We start from the raw sequence: 18,438 nt of genomic DNA, 5'->3' as shown, positions 1-18,438 counted from the left end.
GGAGCGCGCGGTGACCGATCTGGACCACGGGTACCCGGGCCTGGAGACAGAGCCCTACGGGCCGCCCTCCGGCAGCCTCGCCGACCTCCTCGAACGCGTCCTCGACAAGGGCATCGTCATCGCCGGCGACATCAAGATCGATCTGCTCGACATCGAACTGCTGACGATCCGGCTGCGGTTGTTCATCGCCTCGGTGGACACCGCGAAGAAGGCCGGCATCGACTGGTGGGAGACCGACCCCGCGCTGTCCTCCCGGGCCGCGCGGGACGCGCTCGCCGAGGAGAACGCGCAGTTGCGGCAACGCCTCGATGCCCTGGAGCGGGCCGGCGCGCAGACGGCGGGAGCCGCCTCGTGAGCGGCACGACCGGCGCCGGGCCCGAGGTCCCCGGCATCGTCTGCGCCTTCGCCGTCACCCGCACGCCGCCGGACGCGGCCGCCCTGGCGGCGGCGCGGGGTCATGAGGAGGGCGGACCGCTGCGCCTGGTGCGCGCGGGCGGCCTGTGCCTGGTCGTGCAGGACGTTCCCGCCGCCCTGTTCGACCAGGAGGCGCTCACCGAGCGCCTCAACCGGCCCGGCGACCTGGAGCGCTGCGCCCGCGCCCACCACCGGGGCGTCGAGGCCGCGGCCGGGCGGGGCCCCGTCGTACCGCTGCCCATGGCGACCCTGTACCGCGGCGACCCGACCGCGGCGCGGGCCGTCACCGACCGGCGGGAGGCGCTGGAGGCGCTGCTCGACCGGCTCCGCGACCGTACGGAGTGGGCGGTGAAGGTGCATGCCGCCGAGGCCCCGCCCGAGCCGGCCGCGGAGGCCGGCGCGCAGGCCGGCACCGGCGCCGGCGCCGGTGGGCGTGCCTACCTCAGCAGGGTGAGCGCGCGACGGCGTGACCGGCAGGGCGCCCACGACCGGGCGCTGGCCGAGGCGGAGGCGGTCGACGCCGAGCTGCGCCGGTACGCGGTCGCCGCGACCCGGCACCGACCCCAGAGCGAGCGGCTGACGGGCCACCGCGCACCGCAACTCCTGAACGTCGCCTACCTGGTGGAGGACGCGCGGCGGGCCGCCTTCACCGGGGCGCTGGCGCGGATCGCCGCCGCCGGCCGGCGCCCGGCCGTACGGATCGACGCCTCGGGCCCGTGGATCCCGTACTCCTTCGCCCGCTGGGACGAGGACCCGCGGTTCGGCCCCGAAGCGCCGGCCGCACCGGACCGGGAGGAGGTGCGTTCATGACCGTCCCGGACGCCAGGACGCCCGGTCCGGCCCCCGTGCCCTGGGGCGGCGCCGAGCCGTACGCACCGGTCGGCGTCCCTTTGGTGGACCTGCTGGACCGGGTGCTGGCGACCGGTGTCGTGGTCAGCGGCGACCTGGTCCTGGCCATCGCGGACGTGCCGCTGGTGCGGATCTCCCTGCACGCGCTGCTGTCCTCGGTGAACGAGCGGGTGCCCGCCCCCTGGCCGGACAGCGGGCCGCTGTGACCGCGCCCCGGGCCGGTGCCGCCCGTGCCGCGCACGCCCTCGACCTGGATCCCGAGCGGGTCACCAACGACCTGGCCGCGCTCGTCCTCACGGTGGTGGAGCTGCTGCGCCAGCTCATGGAGCGCCAGGCCGTGCGCCGCTTCGACGCGGGCACGCTGAGCGCGGAGCAGGAGGACCGGCTCGGCACGGCGCTGATGCTGCTCGACGAGCGGATGGACGACCTGTGCGCCCAGCACGGTCTCAGGCGCTCCGACCTGAACCTCGACCTGGGTCCGCTGGGCCCCCTCCTCGCCGATCCGGAACCTTAGGGAAACCGGCACCCGGCGCGAGCGATCGTTATGATGACGCGGAATCGCTCAAACGAACATTCTCGGGTGGGGAGACCTGATGCGGGAGCCGGTCGATCTCAGGCGCCAGCGGATACTGGCGGCGGTCCAGGCGCGCGGGACCGCGCGGGTGCGCGACCTCGCCGACGAGTTGCAGGTCTCGGTGGTCACCGTGCGCCGCGACGTGGAGGAGCTGACGCGCGAGGGCAGGCTGAGCCGCGGGCACGGCGTCGTGCGCTCGACGGTGCCGGCCCAGGAGACGGTCCACGAGCCGGCCCCGGCGGGCGGGGACCGGGTGGCCGTGGTGGTTCCCGTACGGCACTCGTACCTGACCGAGACCCTGCACGGGGCGCGCACGGTCCTGGAGCGGGCCGGGGTGCGCATGGCCCTGCACCTGGCGCCCCAGGCGTCGGGGGCCGAACGCCCGCTGGTGGAACGGGCGTTGGCGGCCGGGGCGGACGGGCTGCTGATCGCCCCGCGCTGGCGCGGCCGGGCCGACGAGGAGGCCGACCACGAGTGGCTCGCCGGGATCGGCGTGCCGACCGTGCTGATGGAACGCCGCCCGTGGCGCGGCAGCGCGCTGCACGCCCTGGACTCGGTCTGCTCGGACCACTGGTACGGCGCGCACCTGGCGGTGGAGCACCTGGTCGGGCTCGGTCACCGGCGCATCGTCTTCGCCACCCGGCACGACAGCCCCACCGCCCGCTCGCTGCGGGACGCCCTCACCGGGATCGCCGGGTCGCATCCGCTGGTGGAGCAGTGGGCGTGGACGCTGATCGCGCCGGAGGCCGGGGCCGACGGGCCGTACTCCGCGGACGAGACGGCGGAGTTGCCCGCGCTGATGCGCAAGGTCGGCGCCACCGCGATGGTGCTGCACGGTGACGTGGACGCCCTGATGGTCGTCCAGCGGCTCGCGGAGGAGGGCGTGCGGGTGCCGGAGGACTGCTCGGTGGTCGCGTACGACGACGTGGTGGCCGGTCTGGCCGCGCCGCCGCTGACGGCCGTGTCGCCGCCCAAGGCGGAGGTCGGTCACGCGGCGGCGGAGCTGCTGCTCCAGCGGCTGTCCGAGGCGCCCGGGAGCCGGCAGCCGGGCCGGCGGGTCGAGCTGCTGCCGCGGCTGATGGTGCGCGGGTCGACGGACCGGTGGACCGGACCGGTTGCCGAATGAGCGTTTGAGCGTTTCATTTTCTTCTGATCGATCTATTGACCGTTTGGGCTGGGGCGTTCAGGATTCCGGTGTCTCGAAGAGTCGCGTCCGCCCCGCGCGGACCCGCAGGAGCCGCGGAGGCGCCATGCCCGGACGACCCAGCCGTCGCTCCGTGCTCGCCGCGATGACCGCCCTCCCCCTGGCAGGAGCCGTGAGCGCCTGCAGCGGGGGGAACGGAGCATCGTCGGCCCGCACGGGCAGCACCACCCGCATCACCTTCTGGTCCGCCCTGCGCGGCAGCCAGGAAGTGGTCGACGCGTTCAACCGCACGCACCGGAACGTCCAGGTGGAGTTCCAGCAGATCCCCTCCGGCGGGCAGGGCGGCTACGCCAAGCTCAGCAACGCCGCCCGGGCGGGCAACGCGCCCGATGTCGCCACCCTCGAGTATCCGCAGGTACCGGGGTTCGCCATCGACGGTGTCGCCCGTGACATCACCGACCTGATGAGCGACGCTCTGCGCCGCAAGCTGCTGCCGCAGGCGCTCGGCCTGACCACCTTCGAACGCCGGGTGTTCGCCGTGCCGCTGGACGTCGAACCCATGGTGATGCACTACCGCGCAGACCTGTTCGAGCGGTACGGACTGCGACCCGCCCGTACCTGGGACGAGTTCGCCGAGCAGGCCGCGACGGTGCGCCGCAGGGCGCCCGGCCGCCGGCTGGTGCTCTTCCCCACCGACGGGATGACGCAGTTCGCCTGCTACGCCTGGCAGGCGGGCGCCCAGTGGTTCGACACCTCGAAGGGCGCCTGGAACGTCTCGCTCGCCGACGCGCCCTCGCGGCGGGTCGCGGAGTACTGGCAGGGGCTGATCGACCGGGACGACGTCTTCATGAACGCCGTCGAGAGCAGGCAGTCCGACGCGCAGATCGGCAACGGCCTGGTCCTGACCCGGCTCAGCGGCGCCTGGGACGCCGGCGCCCAGATGAACGCGCGGCCCGGGCAGAAGGGCCAGTGGCGGATCGCGCCGCTGCCGCAGTGGGACACCGGCAGCCCCTCGGCCGGCACGCACGGCGGCTCGACCTTCGCGGTCACCGCGGACAGCAGGCACCCGGAGGCCGCCATGGAGTTCATCGAATGGCAGGTCTCCCACCCCGACGCCCTGCGCGCCCGGCTCTCCAGCGGCACCAGCAGCCAGTACCCTGCCGCTCCCGGCCTGGTCGCGGTGGGCCGCGACGCCTTCGACCGCTCGTACTACGGCGGCCAGGACATCTACTCCCTGTTCGAGCAGGAGGCCGAGAAGATCGGCGACCAGTGGCTCTGGGGCCCGCGGATGAGCGCCACCCAGAAGGTCATGCAGGACTCCTTCGCCCGCGTCGGCGGCGGCCAGGGCAGCCTCGTCGAGTCGCTGCGCACCGCGCAGGAGGGCACCATGCCCGACCTCAAGGCCCTCGGCCTGTCCACCACCCAGCACAGCACCTGAGCCGACGAAAGGCAGGTGACACACCCATGACCACGACCACCCCCGCACGGGTGCCGGCCGGCGCCGACCGCGCCGCCTCCCCGGCACCCTCCGCCTCGGGCCCGCGCGCCCGCCGAGCGGCCAAGCGCCGTCAACTGACCGCGGCCGGCGTCCTCATGACGCCGTTCTTCGCCCTGCTGGTCACCGTCTTCCTGATTCCCGTCGGCACCGCCGTCTACCTGAGCTTCTTCAGCGACGACCAGCCCGGTCTCGGCTTCGGCCCCGAGCGCACGGTCTTCGTCGGACTGCGCTCCTACGCGGCCGTCCTGACCGACCCCACCTTCCTCGGCGGGCTCGGCACGGTCGCCCTGTACTGCCTCATCTACATCCCGCTGATGGTCGTCGGCGCACTCGCCCTCGCCCTGCTGCTGGACTCCGGCGTGGTGCGGCTGCGCGCCTTCGCCCAGCTCGGCCTGTTCCTGCCGCACGCGGTGCCCGGCATCATCGCGGCGCTGATCTGGCTGTACCTGTACACCCCCGGCATCAGCCCGGTCATCGAGCTGTTCGCCAAGGGCGACATCACGATCGACTTCCTCGGCGTGCACACGGTGGTCCCGTCCATCGTGAACATCGCCCTGTGGAGCAACCTCGGCTACAACATGGTGATCTTCTACGCCGCCCTCCAGGCCGTGCCGCGCGAGGTGATCGAGGCGTCCGTCGTGGACGGCGCCGGGCCGGTGCGCACGGCGCTCCAGGTCAAGACACCGCTGGTGCGGGCCTCCATCGTGACGGTCTCGATCTTCACCCTGATCTGGGCGCTCCAGCTCTTCACCGAGCCGATGCTGCTCAGCCAGTCCTCCCCCATGATCAGCTCGCGTTTCTCGCCCAGCATGTACATCTACGACGCGGCCTTCACCCGCAACAACTACAGCCTCGCGGCGGCCGCTTCGGTGGTCCTGCTGGTGTGCACCATCGCCCTGTCCTACGGCGTCACCCGCTTCACCAGCCGCACCGACTCCGAGGAGGCCCGATGAGCGCCGCCGACACCTCCCTGCTCCGCCCGAAGCTGCTGGGCCGCGCCACCGTCAACGTGGTCGTCGCCCTCTCCGTCCTCTACACGCTGCTGCCGGTGCTGTGGCTGGTGCTCGCCTCCGCGAAGAACCGCGACGCCCTCTTCAGCAGCGACCTGCTCTCCCTGAGCGACTTCTCCTTCCTGCAGAACCTGAAGGACCTGTTCGCCATGGACGACGGGCTGTACGGCCGCTGGTACGTCAACAGCCTGCTGTACGCGGTGCTCGGCGCGGCGCTCGGCGCGCTGGTGAGCGTGGCCTGCGGCTACGCCTTCGACAAGTACCGCTTCCGGCACAAGGAGAAGCTGTTCGGCCTGGTGCTGGCGGCGGTGATGGTGCCGCAGACGGTGCTGGCGCTGCCGCTGTACCTGATGGCGTCCGAGGCCGGCCTGGTCAACACCTTCTGGGCGGTGTTCATCCCGGTGCTGTTCAATCCGTTCGGCGTCTACCTCGGCCGGATCTTCGCGCGGGGCTACGTGCCCGACGAGGTGCTGGAGGCGGCGCGCGTGGACGGGGCCGGGGAGCTGACCACGTACGTGCGGGTGGCGCTCAGGATGCTCGGGCCCGGCCTGGTCACCGTCTTCCTCTTCCAGCTGACCGCGATCTGGAACAACTTCTTCCTGCCCATGGTGATGCTGTCCGACCAGGACCTGTATCCCGTCAGCCTCGGCCTGTACCAGTGGAACAGTTCGGCGTCCGTGTCGCCCGAGTACTACCCCGTGGTCATCATGGGCTCGCTGCTCGCCGTGCTGCCGCTCATCCTCGCCTTCGTGCTGCTCCAGCGTTTCTGGCGCAGCGGCCTGACCGCCGGAGCCGTCAAGTGACCGTGCACGCCCCCGGACCCGGCCGCCGGCCCCGTGCCGCCGTGGCCATGTCCCCGGACGCCGCCTCGGCCGTCCTCGACCCCGAGTCCCTCGCCGCGTTCCGCGAGGTCTGCGACCTGGCGCCGTTCCCGGTGCTCGACGACCTGACCACGGCGCGGGCGAGATCCGTGCTGGCGGACGTGGAGCTGCTGATCACCGGGTGGGGCTGTCCGCCGCTGGACGCGGAGGTGCTGCGTGCGGCGCCCCGGCTGCGGGCCGTGGTGCACACGGCGGGCAGCGTCCGCGGGCACGTCACCGACGCCTGCTGGGAGCGGGGCGTCGAGGTCTCCTCGGCCGCCGCGGCCAACGCGCTGCCGGTGGCGGAGTACACCCTCGGCATGATCCTGCTGAGCGGCAAGCGGGTGCTGGAGCGGGCCCGTGACTACCGGGCCTCCCGGGTGCGCGGGAACTGGCTGCGCACCCCGCGCGGCGTCGGCAACTACCGGCGCACGGTCGGCATCCTGTCGGCCTCGCTGATCGGCCGCCGGGTCGTGGAGCTGCTGCGCCCGCACGACGTGGAGGTGCTGCTGCACGACCCGTACGTGAGCGACGCGGAGGCCGCCTCGCTGGGCGTCGAGAACGTGGGACTGGCGGAGCTGTTCGCGCGCTGCGACACCGTCAGCGTGCACACGCCGCTGCTGCCGGAGACCCGGCACCTGGTCGGCCGTGCGCTGATCGAGGCGATGCCCGCCGACGCGGTGCTGATCAACACCTCCCGGGGGGCGGTGATCGACCAGGACGCGCTCACCGACGCGGTGCTGGCGGGCCGGATCCGGGCCGTCCTCGACGTCACCGACCCCGAGGCGCTGGCGCCGGACCACCCGCTGTGGGACTGCGAAAACGCCCTGATCACCCCGCACCTGGCCGGTTCCGAGGGCAACGAGTGGCGCCGGCTGGCCGACCTCGCCCTCGCCGAGACGAGCCGCTGGGCCCTCGGGTCCGGCTTCCTCCACCCCGTACGACGCGAAAGGCTGGCGTTCCTGGCATGAGCATCCCGTTCGAACTGCCCACCGAGGACCGTGCGTCGAGCCCCTTCACCGGTTACACCCGCGCCCACTGGGAGGCCGTCGCGGACGGGCTGCTGTGGGCCGCGTGGCGCTGGAGCAGCCCGGGCCGCGCCCTGCTCGACCTGCCGGGCCGCCCCTCGCGCTCGGGCGTGCGCTCCGACGGGCTGGAGGGCTTCGCGCGGACGTTCCTGGCGGCGGGCTTCCGCGTCGCCGGTGCGGGCGGCGCGGATCCCCACGGCTGGCTGGACCGCTACGCCGAGGGCCTCGCCTCGGGCACCCGTACCCCCGGCCGGGACGACACCGAGTCCTGGCCGCTGATCCTCGACCACGACGTCCAGGGCCAGCCCATGGTCGAGTCGGCCTCGGTGGCGCTCGGGCTGCGGCTGACCGCGCCGTGGCTGTGGAAGAACCTCGACTCCGGGGTGCAGGACCGGGTGGAGGAGTGGCTGCGCGGGGCGCTGCGGCACGTGCCGGCGCCGAACAACTGGTACCTGTTCCCGTACACGGTCGCCGGGTTCCTGGAGTCGGTCGGCCGCGGCGACGCCGAGACGGCCGCGGCCCGGCAGCGGGCGCTGGAGCTGATGGAGGGCTGGTACCGGGGCGAGGGCTGGTACGCCGACGGCGACGGGCGCGCCTTCGACCACTACAACGGCTGGGCGCTGCACCTCTATCCGGTGCTCGACGCCCGTCTCGGCGGCGACGGCGACGCCCTCGCCCGGTACGGGGAGCGGTTGCGCGCCCATCTCGACGGCTTCGCCCTGATGTTCGGGGCCGACGGTGCTCCGCTGCACTTCGGCCGCTCGCTCGCCTACCGCTTCGCCGCGTCGGCGGCCGTGGGCCTCGGCGCGCTGACCGGGCACTCGCCGCTGACCCCGGGCGCCTCCCGGCGGCTGGCCAGCGGCAGCCTGCGGTACTTCGTGGACCGGGGGGCGCTGACGGAGGAGGGGCTGCTGAGCCTGGGCTGGTACGGGCCGCACGAGGCGACCCTGCAGCCGTACTCGGGCCCGGCCTCCCCCTACTGGGCGTCGAAGGCGTTCGTGTCGCTCCTCGCCGCGCCGGAGCACCCGCTGTGGACGGCGACGGAGGAGCCCGCGCCGGTGGAGGAGGCGGACCGGGTGCTGGCGCTCACGGCACCCGGGCTGCTGGTGCAGGCGACCCGCGCCGACGGGATCGTACGGCTGCACAACCACGGCAGTGACCATGTCCGCCCGCACGAGGGCGAGTCGGCGGCCGAGGACGACCCGCACTACGGCCGGCAGGCCTACTCGACCCGGACGGGGCCCACTGCTCGGGAGAACGTGGCCGACAACCACCTGTCGGTCGAGGTGAACGGCCGGTCCAGCGTGCGGCGCCGTATCCACCCGCTGGGCGCGGGCGGCGGCGAGGGCTGGGGCTGGGCGGCGTCCTGGCACCGGCCGGTGTTCGCGGCCGGGGCGCCGATGGTGCCGGGACTGCGGGTGGAGAGCGTGACGGTGGCCAGGGGGCCGTACGAGCTGCGGGTGCACCGGGTGGCCGGGGCGCCGGCCGGGGCCCGCGTCACCCACACCGGGTGGGCCACCGGACCCGAGGAGCCGCTGACCTCGGCCCTGCACGGGCTGTACGGCTGGGAGCCCGGGACGGAGACCGTGCGCGCCCCGCAGGGCACCGCGTACGTGCCGTGGGCGGAGCTGCCCCGGTTGTCCGGCGCGGCGGGCGGCACCTCCGTGCACGTCTGCCTGGCCGCGCTGGCGGGCGAGCCGGCGAGCGTTTCGGTGGCCGACGCGGTCGCGGAGGTGGTGGCCGGAGAGGACGCCGTGGAGGTGGTCTGGGCGGCCGACGGCGCCCGCACCCGGGTCTCGTTCGGGCCGGTGGGGGTGACGCACACGCAGGGCTAGGGGCCGTTCGGATCCGCCCCCGGCCCGTCACCGCGCTTTCGAGGGCCCCGGCCGCGGCCGGGGCCCTCCGGCGTGCCCGCTCCCCCGCACGCACGTCCCCGGTGGCGGGCCGTGCCCGGGCCGGTGACGCTGGGACGGCACCCGTGAGAAGGAGCCGTCTCCATGCGCAAGTCGTCGTGCACCGTGATCGCGGCCGCGGCCCTGTGGGTCCTGGGCGCCGCCGGGGCCCAGGCCGCGGTGCCCCGTGTCCCGGGCCTGCCGGGCGACGTGACGGCGGCCGAGTGCGTCGGGGGCGGCGGAGTGATCGTCATTTCGGCGGACGGGGACGGGAGCGGCTCCTTCACGCAGCTCTGCCGGGGCGGCGTCCACGACGGACGGACCATCACCTGAGTGCCGCCGCCTCCGTTCCTCCCGCCCATGCCTTGAGTTCCGCACGCTGGGTACGCGGTCACGGCCCACCACGGCAGTCGGTACTCGAACACGAACGGGCGCGTGCAGCGGCCCGCCCAGAAACGGAGAAAGGCCGATGAGCGAGGCCAATCCCCTCAAGCGAGCAGTACGCAAGGTGACCGAGGGCCTGCACGGCGAGGCCGGTGGACCGCCGGACGGGATCCCCGGCAGGCCCGGGCCCGAGTCGCCTCCCGTCGCCGAGCCGACCGAACTCCGCGAGCCGCTGCCCCCGAAGCCGGACCAGAGCGGGCCGGACACGGTGTCGCCGACCGGGCAGCCCACGGGAGCGGACCAGGCCCGGGTGGCGCAGTCCGGCAGCTACCTCACGGACGCCCAGGGAACCCGGCTGTACGACACGGACCACTCGCTGAAGGCCGGACCGCGCGGTCCCGTCCTGCTGCAGGACCATCACCTGCGCGAGAAGGTCATGCACTTCGACCACGAGCGCATCCCGGAGCGCGTGGTCCACGCCCGGGGCGCCGGGGCGCACGGTGTCTTCCAGAGCTACGGCACGGCCGCCTCGGTGACCAAGGCGGCGTTCCTGGCCGCCGACGTGGAGACGCCGGTGTTCACGCGGTTCTCGACGGTGGTCGGCTCGCGCGGGTCGTCGGACACCGTGCGCGACACCCGCGGGTTCGCGACGAAGTTCTACACCAGCGAGGGCGTCTTCGACCTGGTCGGCAACAACATCCCGGTCTTCTTCATCCAGGACGCCATCAAGTTCCCGGACGTGGTGCACGCGGCCAAGCCGCACCCGGACCGGGAGATCCCGCAGGCGCAGAGCGCCCACGACACCTTCTGGGACTTCGTCTCTCTGCACACCGAGGCGACCCACCACACCCTCTTCTTCATGGGCGACCGGGGCATCCCGCGCTCGTACCGGATGATGGAGGGCTTCGGCGTCCACACCTTCCGGCTGGTGAACGCGGAGGGCGCCACGACGCTGGTGAAGTTCCACTGGAAGCCCAAGCTGGGCGTGCACTCGCTGGTCTGGGACGAGGCGCAGATCATCAACGGCGTCGACCCCGACTTCCACCGCCGCGACCTCGCGGACGCCATCGAGGCGGGCGCGTACCCGCAGTGGGAGCTGGGCATCCAGACCTTCCCCGACACCCCGGAGCAGACCTTCGAGGGCATCGACCTGCTGGACCCGACCAACATCGTGCCGGAGGAGATGGCGCCGGTGCAGCCGGTCGGGCTGCTCACCCTGAACCGCAACCCGTCCAACTTCTTCGCCGAGACCGAGCAGGTCGCCTTCCACGTCGGCCACCTGGTGCCCGGCATCGACATCACCGACGATCCGCTGCTGGCGGGGCGGCTGTTCTCGTACCTGGACACGCAGATCACGCGTCTGGGCGGCCCCAACTTCCCGCAGTTGCCGATCAACCGGCCGCAGGCGCCGGTCAACGACATGCTGCGCGACGGCATGCACCAGACGGCCGTGCACCGGGGTGTGGCGCCCTACCGGCCCAACTCCCTCGACGGCGGCTGCCCGTTCACCGCGGGCGCGGACACGAACGCCTTCGTCGAGGCGCCGGTGCGGGTGCCGGAGGGGCGCAAGGTCCGTGAGGCCCCCGAGTCGTTCGCGGACCACTTCAGCCAGCCGCGCCGCTTCTGGCTGAGCATGAGCCCGGTGGAGCGCGAGCACATCATCGGCGCCTACACCTTCGAACTGGGCAAGTGCTACGAGCAGGCGATCCGGGAGCGGACGCTGCAGGTCCTGGCCAACATCGACCCCGAGCTGTGCGCGGGCGTCGCCGAGGGCCTCGGCCTGCCCGCCCCGGAGCCGACGGTTCCCCTGGCCGACGTCCGGCCCAGCCCGGCGCTGTCCCAGGTGGGCGGCACTTGGCCGCTGGACGGCAGGGTCGTCGGCATCGTGACCGGCGGGGCGGACCTGGAGGGCGTGGCGGCCGTGCGGGAGGCGGTGCTGAACGCCGGGATGGTGCCGCTGGTGGTGGCGCCGACCGGCGGCACCCTCGGTTCCGGCGAGGCCGCGCTGACCGTGCAGCGCAGCTATGTCACCGCGCGGTCGGTCGAGTTCGACGCGGTGCTGGTCGCGGGGACGCCCGACATGGGCGGCGACGCCTACACCCCGCGCGACTACAAGGCGGGCCCGGCGCCCGCGGGTCCGGGGACGGTCGACCCGCGGGTGAGCCTGCTGCTGTCGGAGGCGTTCCGGCACGGCAAGGCGATCGGGGTGTGGGCCGGCGGCACTCCCGCGCTGGAGGCGTCCGGGGTGCCCACCGACGCGCCGGGTGTGATCGTCGCCGACTCCGGCACCGCCGCCCTGGAACAGGTGACGGAGCTGATGGGCTCGCACCGGGTGTGGGAACGCTTCACCACGCCGCGGGGCTGATCCCCGGACCGCGGGGCCGGGCACCGGTGCCGGTGCCCGGCCCCTGCCGTGTCCAAGGGCCGTGTCCAAGGGCCGGGTGCGCGGGCCGCGTTCGGGGGCCGGGTGACCGGGCTCAGGGGCTCAGGGGCTCGGAGATTCAGGGATTCAGGGGTTCAGCACAGGACGCGCAGCGCGCCGGGCAGCACCCGGGCCGTGACGGGCACGACGGCCTCGACCTCGCCGTCGGCGCCGTAGGGTATCGCCCGGTCGGCCTCGATGCGGACCTCCCGGCCGCGCAGGACCCGTACTTGGGGCCGGTGGACGTGGGCGCCCGTCGCCAGTTCGTTCATCAGGGCGAAGAACAGCCGTCGCGGTGCCCGGTGGATCATCACCACGTCGAGCAGCCCGTCGTCCACGCGGGCGGAGGGGGCGATGAGGCGGTTGAAGCCGTAGTAGCCGGAGTTGGCGGCGACCACCGTGTAGCCGGTGAAGGCGTGCTCCTCGCCGTCGACCGTGACGCGGTAGCGCGTCGCGCGCCAGCCCGCGACGGCCCGGACCGCGCCCACGTAGTACGAGGCGGCCCCGCGCAGCAGGCGCGTGGCGTTGGCGTGCCGGTTGGCCAGCGCGTCGACACCGGCGTACACGCTGCCGAGGACGACGGTGCGGTCGTGGACGGCGGAGGTGACCTCGACGGTGTCCACGGGGCGGGGCTCGCCGTGCAACAGCACCTCGGCCAGCGCGGCCGGTTCGGCGGGCAGGTTCAGGGCGCGGGCGAAATCGTTGCCGCGCCCGGCCGGGACGAGCCCGAGCACGGCCGCGGTGCCGCTGAGGGCGCCGCCGATCCCGCCCGCCATGCCGTCGCCGCCCACGGCGAGCACCACCCGCCCCGACTGCCCGGCCCGCCGGGCGAGTTCGCGGGCGTGGGCGAGGCTGTGGCTGTACTCGGTCTCCAGTTCCGCCCCGGCCTCCCGCAGCAGCCGGGCCACCCCGAGGAGCGCGGCGGCCGAGGTGGCGCCGCCCGCGGTGGGGTTGACGACGGCGGTGAACTGTCGCATCGAGGTGCCTCCGGGCTGACGGATGGTGCCGGACTGTTGTCTCACGGGGTGGCGGCTGTCGGCCGGGCGGGGTCAGTCCGCGGGCAGCAGGACGCCCGGGTTGAGCAGTCCGTCGGGGTCCAAGGTGCGCTTGACGGCGCGCAGGGCCCCGACGCCCAGGGGGCCCGCCTCCCGGGCGTACCAGTCGCGGTGGTCGGTGCCGACGGCGTGGTGGTGGGTGATGGTGCCGCCCGCGGCGAGGATCGCGTCGTTGGCGGCGTGCTTGGCCCGGGTCCAGTGCGCCACGGCGTCCTCGCCCTGGGCGGAGACGACCGTGAAGTAGAGGGAGGCGCCGTTCTCGTAGACGTGCGAGATGTGGCACATGACCAGGGGCGGGGTGCCGGACTCGGTGAGGGTGGCGGTGAGCGCCTCGCGGACGGCGGCGTAGAGGGCGGGCAGGCGGGACCAGTAGGCCGCCGTCTCCAGGGTCTCGGCCAGCGCGCCGGCGTCCAGCAGGGAGTCGCGCAGGTACGGCGCCGCGTAACGGCCGTGGGCCCAGCGCTCCCCGGGTCCGTCACCGGCGAAGGTGCCGCCGCACGCGCGCAGGACGGCGGCGGCGCCCTCGCGGCGGTGGGCGGTGTCCTCCTCGGTGCCCTCGAAACCGACGACCGCGAGGCAGCCGGCGTCCGGCTGTTCCAGGGAGGCGCCGATGGCGTCGGGCTGCGCGAGGCCGATCAGGGTCTCGGTCTCGTCGGACAGGCGCAGCACCGTGGGCCGGGGACCGTCCTGGGCGAGGCGGCGCAGGGCGGCGGCGCCCTCGTCGAAGGAGGCGAAGCGCCAGCCCTCGTAGCGGCGGACCGCCGGCCGGGGCCGTACGCGCACGGTGACGGAGGTGATGACACCGAAGGCTCCCTCGGAGCCCAGGACGAGCTGGCGCAGGTCGGGTCCGGCGGCCGAGCGGGGGGCGCGGCCCGTCTCGAGGGTGCCCTCGGGGGTGGCGAGGGTGAGGGCGAGGACCATCTCGTCGAAGCGGCCGTACCCGGCGGAGGCCTGTCCGCTGGAGCGGGTCGCGGCGAAGCCGCCGAGGGTGGCCCACTCGTAGGACTGGGGGAAGTGGCCGAGGGTGTACCCGTGTTCGGCGAGCAGCGCCTCGGCCTCGGGGGCGCGCAGGCCGGGCTGGAGCGTGGCGGTGCGGGAGACCTCGTCGAGGTCGAGCAGGCGGTTCATGCGGCGCAGGTCGAGGGCGACGAACGCGCCGTCGCGTCCGGGGGCGAGGCCGCCGACGACGGAGGTGCCGCCGCCGAAGGGGACGAGGGCCAGGCGGTGTTCCGCGCAGGCGGCCAGTACGGCGAGGACCTCGTCGTGGCCGTCCGGCAGGACGACGGCGGCCGGGGCGTCGGCGGTGTCGCCGGCCCGCATCCGCAGCAGGTCGGGGGTGGACTTGCCGCGGGTGTGCCGGATGCGGCCCTCGGCGTCCGTGCGCACGTCCCCGGCACGGCCGCCGACGGCCGCCTCCAGCGCACGGCGGGCGTCCTCGCCCAGCGGCGGCCCGGGCACCTCGATCTCTGCCAGGGGGAGCGCGGTGTCCTCGCGGGGTGCGACGCCGAGCAGTTCGCGCAGCAGTCCGGTCACCGTGTCGGGCAGCGGCGTCGCCCTGTCCGGGTCGCCCCAGCCGTTCCACAGCATGTCCATGGCCTGTCGTCCTCACGGTCGTGTCGAGGGATGCCGTCCGCACCGCCCCGCGGGGCGTTACACTGTGACACATGACGCCCAACCGTCACAACCATGCGAGCAGACAGACCCCCGCGGACAACGACACGGTGCTGGACGCCGTGCGCGACTGCGTGATGGCCGTCGGCGTGCGCCGTACGACGATGACCGACGTCGCCCGCCGCGCCGGCGTCTCCCGGATGACGCTGTACCGGCGCTGGCCGGACGTGCGCTCCCTGGTCGGCGACCTGATGACCCGGGAGTGGATCGCGGTCGCCACCGGCGCGATCCCGGCGCCCGGCGAGGGCACCGGCACCCACTCGCGCATCGTCGAGGGCCTGGTGGCGGGGGTGGAGGCGTTCCGCGCCCACCCGCTCTTCCGCAAGATCGTCGACGTCGACCCCGAACTGCTCCTGCCCTACGTCCTCGACCGGCGCGGGGCGAGCCAGGAGGCCCTGCTGGAGCTGCTGGCCGACGCGCTGGAGGAGGGCCACGCCGACGGGTCGGTGCGCCGGACGCACACCGGGGCGCAGGCCCGGTCGGTGCTGCTGGTCGTCCAGTCCTTCGCCCTGTCGCTGCGGACCATGACCGACGAGGACGACGCCGGACTGAGCCCCGCGGCCCTCCTCGCGGAACTGCGCACCATCCTGGAGAGGACCCTGACGCCATGAGCCCCGCCGACCGCCCCGCAGCCGGGGCCTCCCTGTCCGCCGCGCGGCGCTCGCGCGAGGTGGCCGACACCGTCGGCGGCCCCGAAGTGGACGTCCTCGTCGTGGGCCTCGGCGCGACCGGTGCCGGTGCCGCCCTGGACGCCGCCGCCCGGGGCCTGAGCGTCGCCGCCGTGGACGCCCACGACCTGGCCTTCGGCACCTCCCGCTGGAGCTCCAAGCTCGTCCACGGGGGCCTGCGCTACCTCGCCTCCGCGCAGGTGGACGTCGCCCACGAGAGCGCGGTGGAGCGCGGCGTGCTGATGGAGCGCACGGCCCCCCACCTGGTGCGCGCACAGCCCTTCGTCCTGCCGCTCACACCCCTGGTCTCCCGCGGTCAGGGTGCGCTGGCCTGGGCGGGGTTCCGGGCCGGCGACGCCCTGCGGCTGGCGGCGCGCACCGCGCGGGCCACGCTGCCCGCGCCGCGGCGCCTGTCCGCCGTGGAGACCCGCCACCTCGCCCCGGTGCTGCGCCCGGACGGGCTGCGCGGCGGGCTGCTCTCCTGGGACGGCCGGCTCACCGACGACGCCCGGCTGGTGACGGCGCTGGCCCGGACCGCCGCGGCCCGCGGAGCCCGGATCCTGACCCGGGTCAGGGCCCTGGAGCTGACCGGGTCCGGCGCCCGCGTGCGGGACGAGCTGACCGGCGAGGAGGGGGTGATACGGGCCCGCGCGGTGGTCAACGCCTCCGGGGTGTGGGCCGGTGCCCTCGTGGACGGCATCCGGATCCGCCCCTCCCGCGGCACCCACCTCGTCCTGCGCTCCGAGCGCCTCGGCCCGCTCCCGGCCGGTCTGCACGTGCCGGTCCCCGGCGAGACCAACCGCTTCGTCCTCGTCCTGCCCCAGGGCGACGGCCGCGTCTACGTCGGCCTGACCGACGAGCCCGTGGACGGGGACGTCCCGGACGTGCCCGAGGTGCCGGAGACGGACGTGGGCTTCCTGCTCGACGTGCTCGGCTCGGTGCTGGACGCCCCGGTCCACCGCGAGGACGTGGTCGGTGCCTTCGCGGGCCTGCGCCCCCTGCTCGACACCACCGCGCCGGACCGCCACGGTGCGGGGCCGCGCACGGCGGACGTCTCGCGCCGGCACGCCGTGCTCACCTCGTCCGAGGGCGTCGTCACCGTGGTCGGCGGCAAGCTCACCACGTACCGGCGCATGGCCGAGGACGCCGTGGACACCGCCGTCGCCGCCAGGGGTCTCGTCGCCGGGCCCTCCCCCACGGCCGCGCTGCCGCTGGTCGGAGCGGCCGCTCCGCAGGCCCTGGCGCGGGTCCGGGCGCCGGGTCGCCTGGTGCGGCACTACGGCACCGAGGCGCCGGCGGTCCAGGCCCTGGCCGCCCGCGACCCCCGCCTCGCCGAGCGGATCCTGCCGGGCCACCCCGTCACCGGGGCCGAACTGGTGTGGGCCCTGCGTCACGAGGGTGCCCTGGACGAGGCCGACGTGCTCGACCGGCGCACCCGGGTCGGCCTGGTCCCCGAGGACCGCGCGGCGGCCCTGGCCGCCGTGCGCGAACTCGTCGGCGAGGTCGGCGGGAGCGGCGCGATCGGCGGATTCGGCGGAACCGGCGGAACCGGCGAGTTCTCGGCGGAGCGGGGCTGAGACCCCGCGGCGGCCCGCCGGCACGGCGCCCGCCCGGCTCGGCGGGCTGGGGCGCCGAGCCGGACGGGGCGGGCCGACGGCGTCGGCCGGTCGGCAGGCGGCCCGGGAACGGGCGCCGCCTGCCCGATCAGATGTCCCGGTCGTCCTCCCGGACGGCCTTGCGCAGTTTCGCCTCGATCTTGTGCTGGGACTGGCCTCCCTCCTTGACGTACTCCGTCATCGCGGTCCGCGCGTCCCGGTCGAGGTCGCGCCAGGCCCGTACGGCCGTCTCGTAGGTGTGGGACTGCCGCGGGGTCCACTCGTGCTGTGTCGGTGGCCCGTACGAGTCGCGCAGCTCCTCGACCCGGTGCTGTGCCAGGTCCGCCGCGCGGCGCTTGTGCACGAGCTCCTCGAATGTGTGTGCCACCACACCTCGACCGTAGCCAGTGGAACGCCTCGGCGCGCGTCGAGCCCGCGGCGGCCGGGGGGCGGGGGCCCGGCCCATGCGCTCCGGCCGGCCCAAGTGGTCCACGCGGACGGCGAAGAGCCTTAACATCAAGCCACCGACGACGGGGCCGGGCACAAGCGGCGACACGAGAGCTGAGGGCGGCGTGACGGAGATCGAGGGAGCGGCGGTACCGGGACGGCTGCTGATCACCCGTACCACCACGGGTGACGGCGTCGACGTCGTGGTCCTCGCCGGAGAGGTCGACCTCGACGGCAGCGGCCACCTGCGCGAGGTCCTGCTGGCGTCGGTGGAGTCGGCGCCGGGCACGGTGGTGGACTTCGGTGAGGTGGGCTTCCTGGACTCCAGCGGCATCAACGTCCTCATCTCCGCGCACCGGGCCGCCGAGTCCCGCGGCGTCTGGCTGCGGCTCGCCGCCCCGCGTGACGCCGTGGAGCGCGTACTGCGGCTGGTGGGCGTCGACGCGCTGATCCCCTGCTACCCGAGCGTGGAGGAGGCCCTCGCCGCCTGACCCGCTCAGGTCAGCGGCAGGCGCGCGTACACCGTCTTGCCCCGCGCGTGCGGCTTGGTGATGACCTCGTCGCACAGCCGCGTGACGATCTCCAGCCCGTGCCGGCCGACCCGCGCGGGGTCGCGGGGCAGGAAGGTGGGAAACGCCTCCCCCGTGTCCGTCACCGCGATCTCCACACCGTCGTCCACGAGGGTCAGCTCCAGCCGGCAGGGGCCGGGCGCGTGGCGCAGCGCGTTCGTCACCAGCTCGCTCGCGACCAGACGAGCGGCGTCCAGGAACGCGTCCGCAAGCTGCACGCCCCGCTCGGCGAGGCGTGCGACGAAGCCGTGGACGACATCCCTGGAGGCGGGGATCATCGCGGATCCGCCCCTGAACTCCACCACCGCGGACACGACGGAGCCGTCGGCGGTGTCGGGTCCGTGCGCCGGAGTCATGC

Annotated in this window: 19 protein-coding genes; 15 read left to right on the top strand and 4 right to left on the bottom strand. The window is 74.5% G+C overall.

Annotated elements, in window-relative coordinates; genetic code table 11:
• The first annotated feature begins 10 nt into the window (after positions 1-10).
• The 12 genes from Sdi02f_RS04875 (at position 11) to catB (ending at position 12,018) form a co-directional block, all read left to right on the top strand.
• Positions 11-355: a gas vesicle protein gene (locus Sdi02f_RS04875; RefSeq protein ID WP_030403000.1), complete on the top strand. Its 345-nt coding sequence runs from the start codon at positions 11-13 to the stop codon at positions 353-355.
• Positions 352-1,224 carry a GvpL/GvpF family gas vesicle protein gene (locus Sdi02f_RS04870; RefSeq protein WP_108932739.1) on the top strand — a complete coding sequence of 291 codons (873 nt, stop codon included), beginning with the start codon at positions 352-354 and terminating at the stop codon, positions 1,222-1,224. The genes Sdi02f_RS04875 and Sdi02f_RS04870 overlap by 4 nt, the downstream gene beginning before the upstream one ends.
• Positions 1,221-1,469: a gas vesicle protein gene (locus Sdi02f_RS04865; protein ID WP_203715430.1), complete on the top strand. Its 249-nt coding sequence runs from the start codon at positions 1,221-1,223 to the stop codon at positions 1,467-1,469. The genes Sdi02f_RS04870 and Sdi02f_RS04865 overlap by 4 nt, the downstream gene beginning before the upstream one ends.
• The gene (locus Sdi02f_RS04860; protein ID WP_031185475.1) at positions 1,466-1,777 is read left to right on the top strand and encodes a gas vesicle protein K; all 312 of its coding nucleotides are present in this window, start codon (positions 1,466-1,468) and stop codon (positions 1,775-1,777) included. Before Sdi02f_RS04865 ends, Sdi02f_RS04860 begins: the two co-directional genes overlap by 4 nt.
• Positions 1,778-1,856: 79 nt before the next feature.
• A complete protein-coding gene (locus tag Sdi02f_RS04855; RefSeq protein WP_031084913.1) occupies positions 1,857-2,963 on the top strand; it encodes a substrate-binding domain-containing protein in 1,107 nt (368 codons plus the stop codon).
• Between the two features lie 124 nt (positions 2,964-3,087).
• Positions 3,088-4,419 (top strand): ABC transporter substrate-binding protein, encoded by a 1,332-nt coding sequence (locus Sdi02f_RS04850; RefSeq protein ID WP_031185474.1) that lies wholly within the window; start codon positions 3,088-3,090, stop codon positions 4,417-4,419.
• A 26-nt stretch (positions 4,420-4,445) separates the two neighbouring features.
• The gene (locus tag Sdi02f_RS04845; RefSeq protein ID WP_031084911.1) at positions 4,446-5,432 is read left to right on the top strand and encodes a carbohydrate ABC transporter permease; all 987 of its coding nucleotides are present in this window, start codon (positions 4,446-4,448) and stop codon (positions 5,430-5,432) included.
• Entirely contained in the window at positions 5,429-6,292 is an 864-nt protein-coding gene (locus Sdi02f_RS04840; RefSeq protein WP_030402993.1) for a carbohydrate ABC transporter permease, read from the top strand. The genes Sdi02f_RS04845 and Sdi02f_RS04840 overlap by 4 nt, the downstream gene beginning before the upstream one ends.
• A complete protein-coding gene (locus tag Sdi02f_RS04835; protein ID WP_031084908.1) occupies positions 6,289-7,320 on the top strand; it encodes a hydroxyacid dehydrogenase in 1,032 nt (343 codons plus the stop codon). The genes Sdi02f_RS04840 and Sdi02f_RS04835 overlap by 4 nt, the downstream gene beginning before the upstream one ends.
• The gene (locus Sdi02f_RS04830) at positions 7,317-9,212 is read left to right on the top strand and encodes a DUF2264 domain-containing protein (protein ID WP_108932738.1); all 1,896 of its coding nucleotides are present in this window, start codon (positions 7,317-7,319) and stop codon (positions 9,210-9,212) included. Before Sdi02f_RS04835 ends, Sdi02f_RS04830 begins: the two co-directional genes overlap by 4 nt.
• A gap of 162 nt (positions 9,213-9,374) precedes the next feature.
• Complete coding sequence (locus Sdi02f_RS04825; RefSeq protein ID WP_030402990.1) at positions 9,375-9,602, top strand: hypothetical protein; 228 nt, start codon at positions 9,375-9,377, stop codon at positions 9,600-9,602.
• 136 nt (positions 9,603-9,738) lie between these two features.
• The gene (gene catB / locus Sdi02f_RS04820) at positions 9,739-12,018 is read left to right on the top strand and encodes a catalase CatB (protein WP_108932737.1); all 2,280 of its coding nucleotides are present in this window, start codon (positions 9,739-9,741) and stop codon (positions 12,016-12,018) included.
• Between the two features lie 152 nt (positions 12,019-12,170).
• Here the strand turns inward: catB and Sdi02f_RS04815 are convergent, their stop codons facing one another.
• On the bottom strand, positions 12,171-13,052 hold the full coding sequence (locus Sdi02f_RS04815) for a YegS/Rv2252/BmrU family lipid kinase (RefSeq protein WP_108932736.1): 882 nt from the start codon (positions 13,050-13,052) through the stop codon (positions 12,171-12,173).
• 72 nt (positions 13,053-13,124) lie between these two features.
• Positions 13,125-14,723, bottom strand: a complete 1,599-nt coding sequence (locus Sdi02f_RS04810) for an FAD-binding oxidoreductase (protein WP_031084899.1) — start codon at positions 14,721-14,723, stop codon at positions 13,125-13,127.
• 71 nt (positions 14,724-14,794) lie between these two features.
• Here Sdi02f_RS04810 and Sdi02f_RS04805 point away from each other — a divergent pair, with 71 nt between their 5' ends.
• Both Sdi02f_RS04805 and Sdi02f_RS04800 read left to right on the top strand, forming a co-directional pair.
• Entirely contained in the window at positions 14,795-15,412 is a 618-nt protein-coding gene (locus Sdi02f_RS04805) for a TetR/AcrR family transcriptional regulator (RefSeq protein ID WP_108932735.1), read from the top strand.
• Positions 15,409-17,046, top strand: coding sequence for a glycerol-3-phosphate dehydrogenase/oxidase (locus Sdi02f_RS04800; protein WP_245962134.1), 1,638 nt, complete (start codon positions 15,409-15,411; stop codon positions 17,044-17,046). Before Sdi02f_RS04805 ends, Sdi02f_RS04800 begins: the two co-directional genes overlap by 4 nt.
• 127 nt (positions 17,047-17,173) lie before the next feature.
• Here the strand turns inward: Sdi02f_RS04800 and Sdi02f_RS04795 are convergent, their stop codons facing one another.
• Entirely contained in the window at positions 17,174-17,428 is a 255-nt protein-coding gene (locus tag Sdi02f_RS04795) for a hypothetical protein (protein WP_053638365.1), read from the bottom strand.
• Between the two features lie 208 nt (positions 17,429-17,636).
• On the opposite strand from Sdi02f_RS04795, the gene Sdi02f_RS04790 reads away from it, so the two are divergent.
• The gene (locus Sdi02f_RS04790; RefSeq protein ID WP_108932734.1) at positions 17,637-18,002 is read left to right on the top strand and encodes an STAS domain-containing protein; all 366 of its coding nucleotides are present in this window, start codon (positions 17,637-17,639) and stop codon (positions 18,000-18,002) included.
• Positions 18,003-18,007: 5 nt separating this feature from the next.
• Here the strand turns inward: Sdi02f_RS04790 and Sdi02f_RS04785 are convergent, their stop codons facing one another.
• Complete coding sequence (locus Sdi02f_RS04785) at positions 18,008-18,436, bottom strand: ATP-binding protein (RefSeq protein ID WP_167458118.1); 429 nt, start codon at positions 18,434-18,436, stop codon at positions 18,008-18,010.
• Between the last annotated feature and the right edge of the window lie 2 nt (positions 18,437-18,438).

Source organism: Streptomyces ardesiacus, assembly GCF_003112575.1.
GTDB classification, from domain to species: Bacteria; Actinomycetota; Actinomycetes; order Streptomycetales; family Streptomycetaceae; genus Streptomyces; species Streptomyces ardesiacus.
Note: the sequence above shows the minus strand (reverse complement) of the source record. Positions and strands in the feature narration are given on the sequence as shown.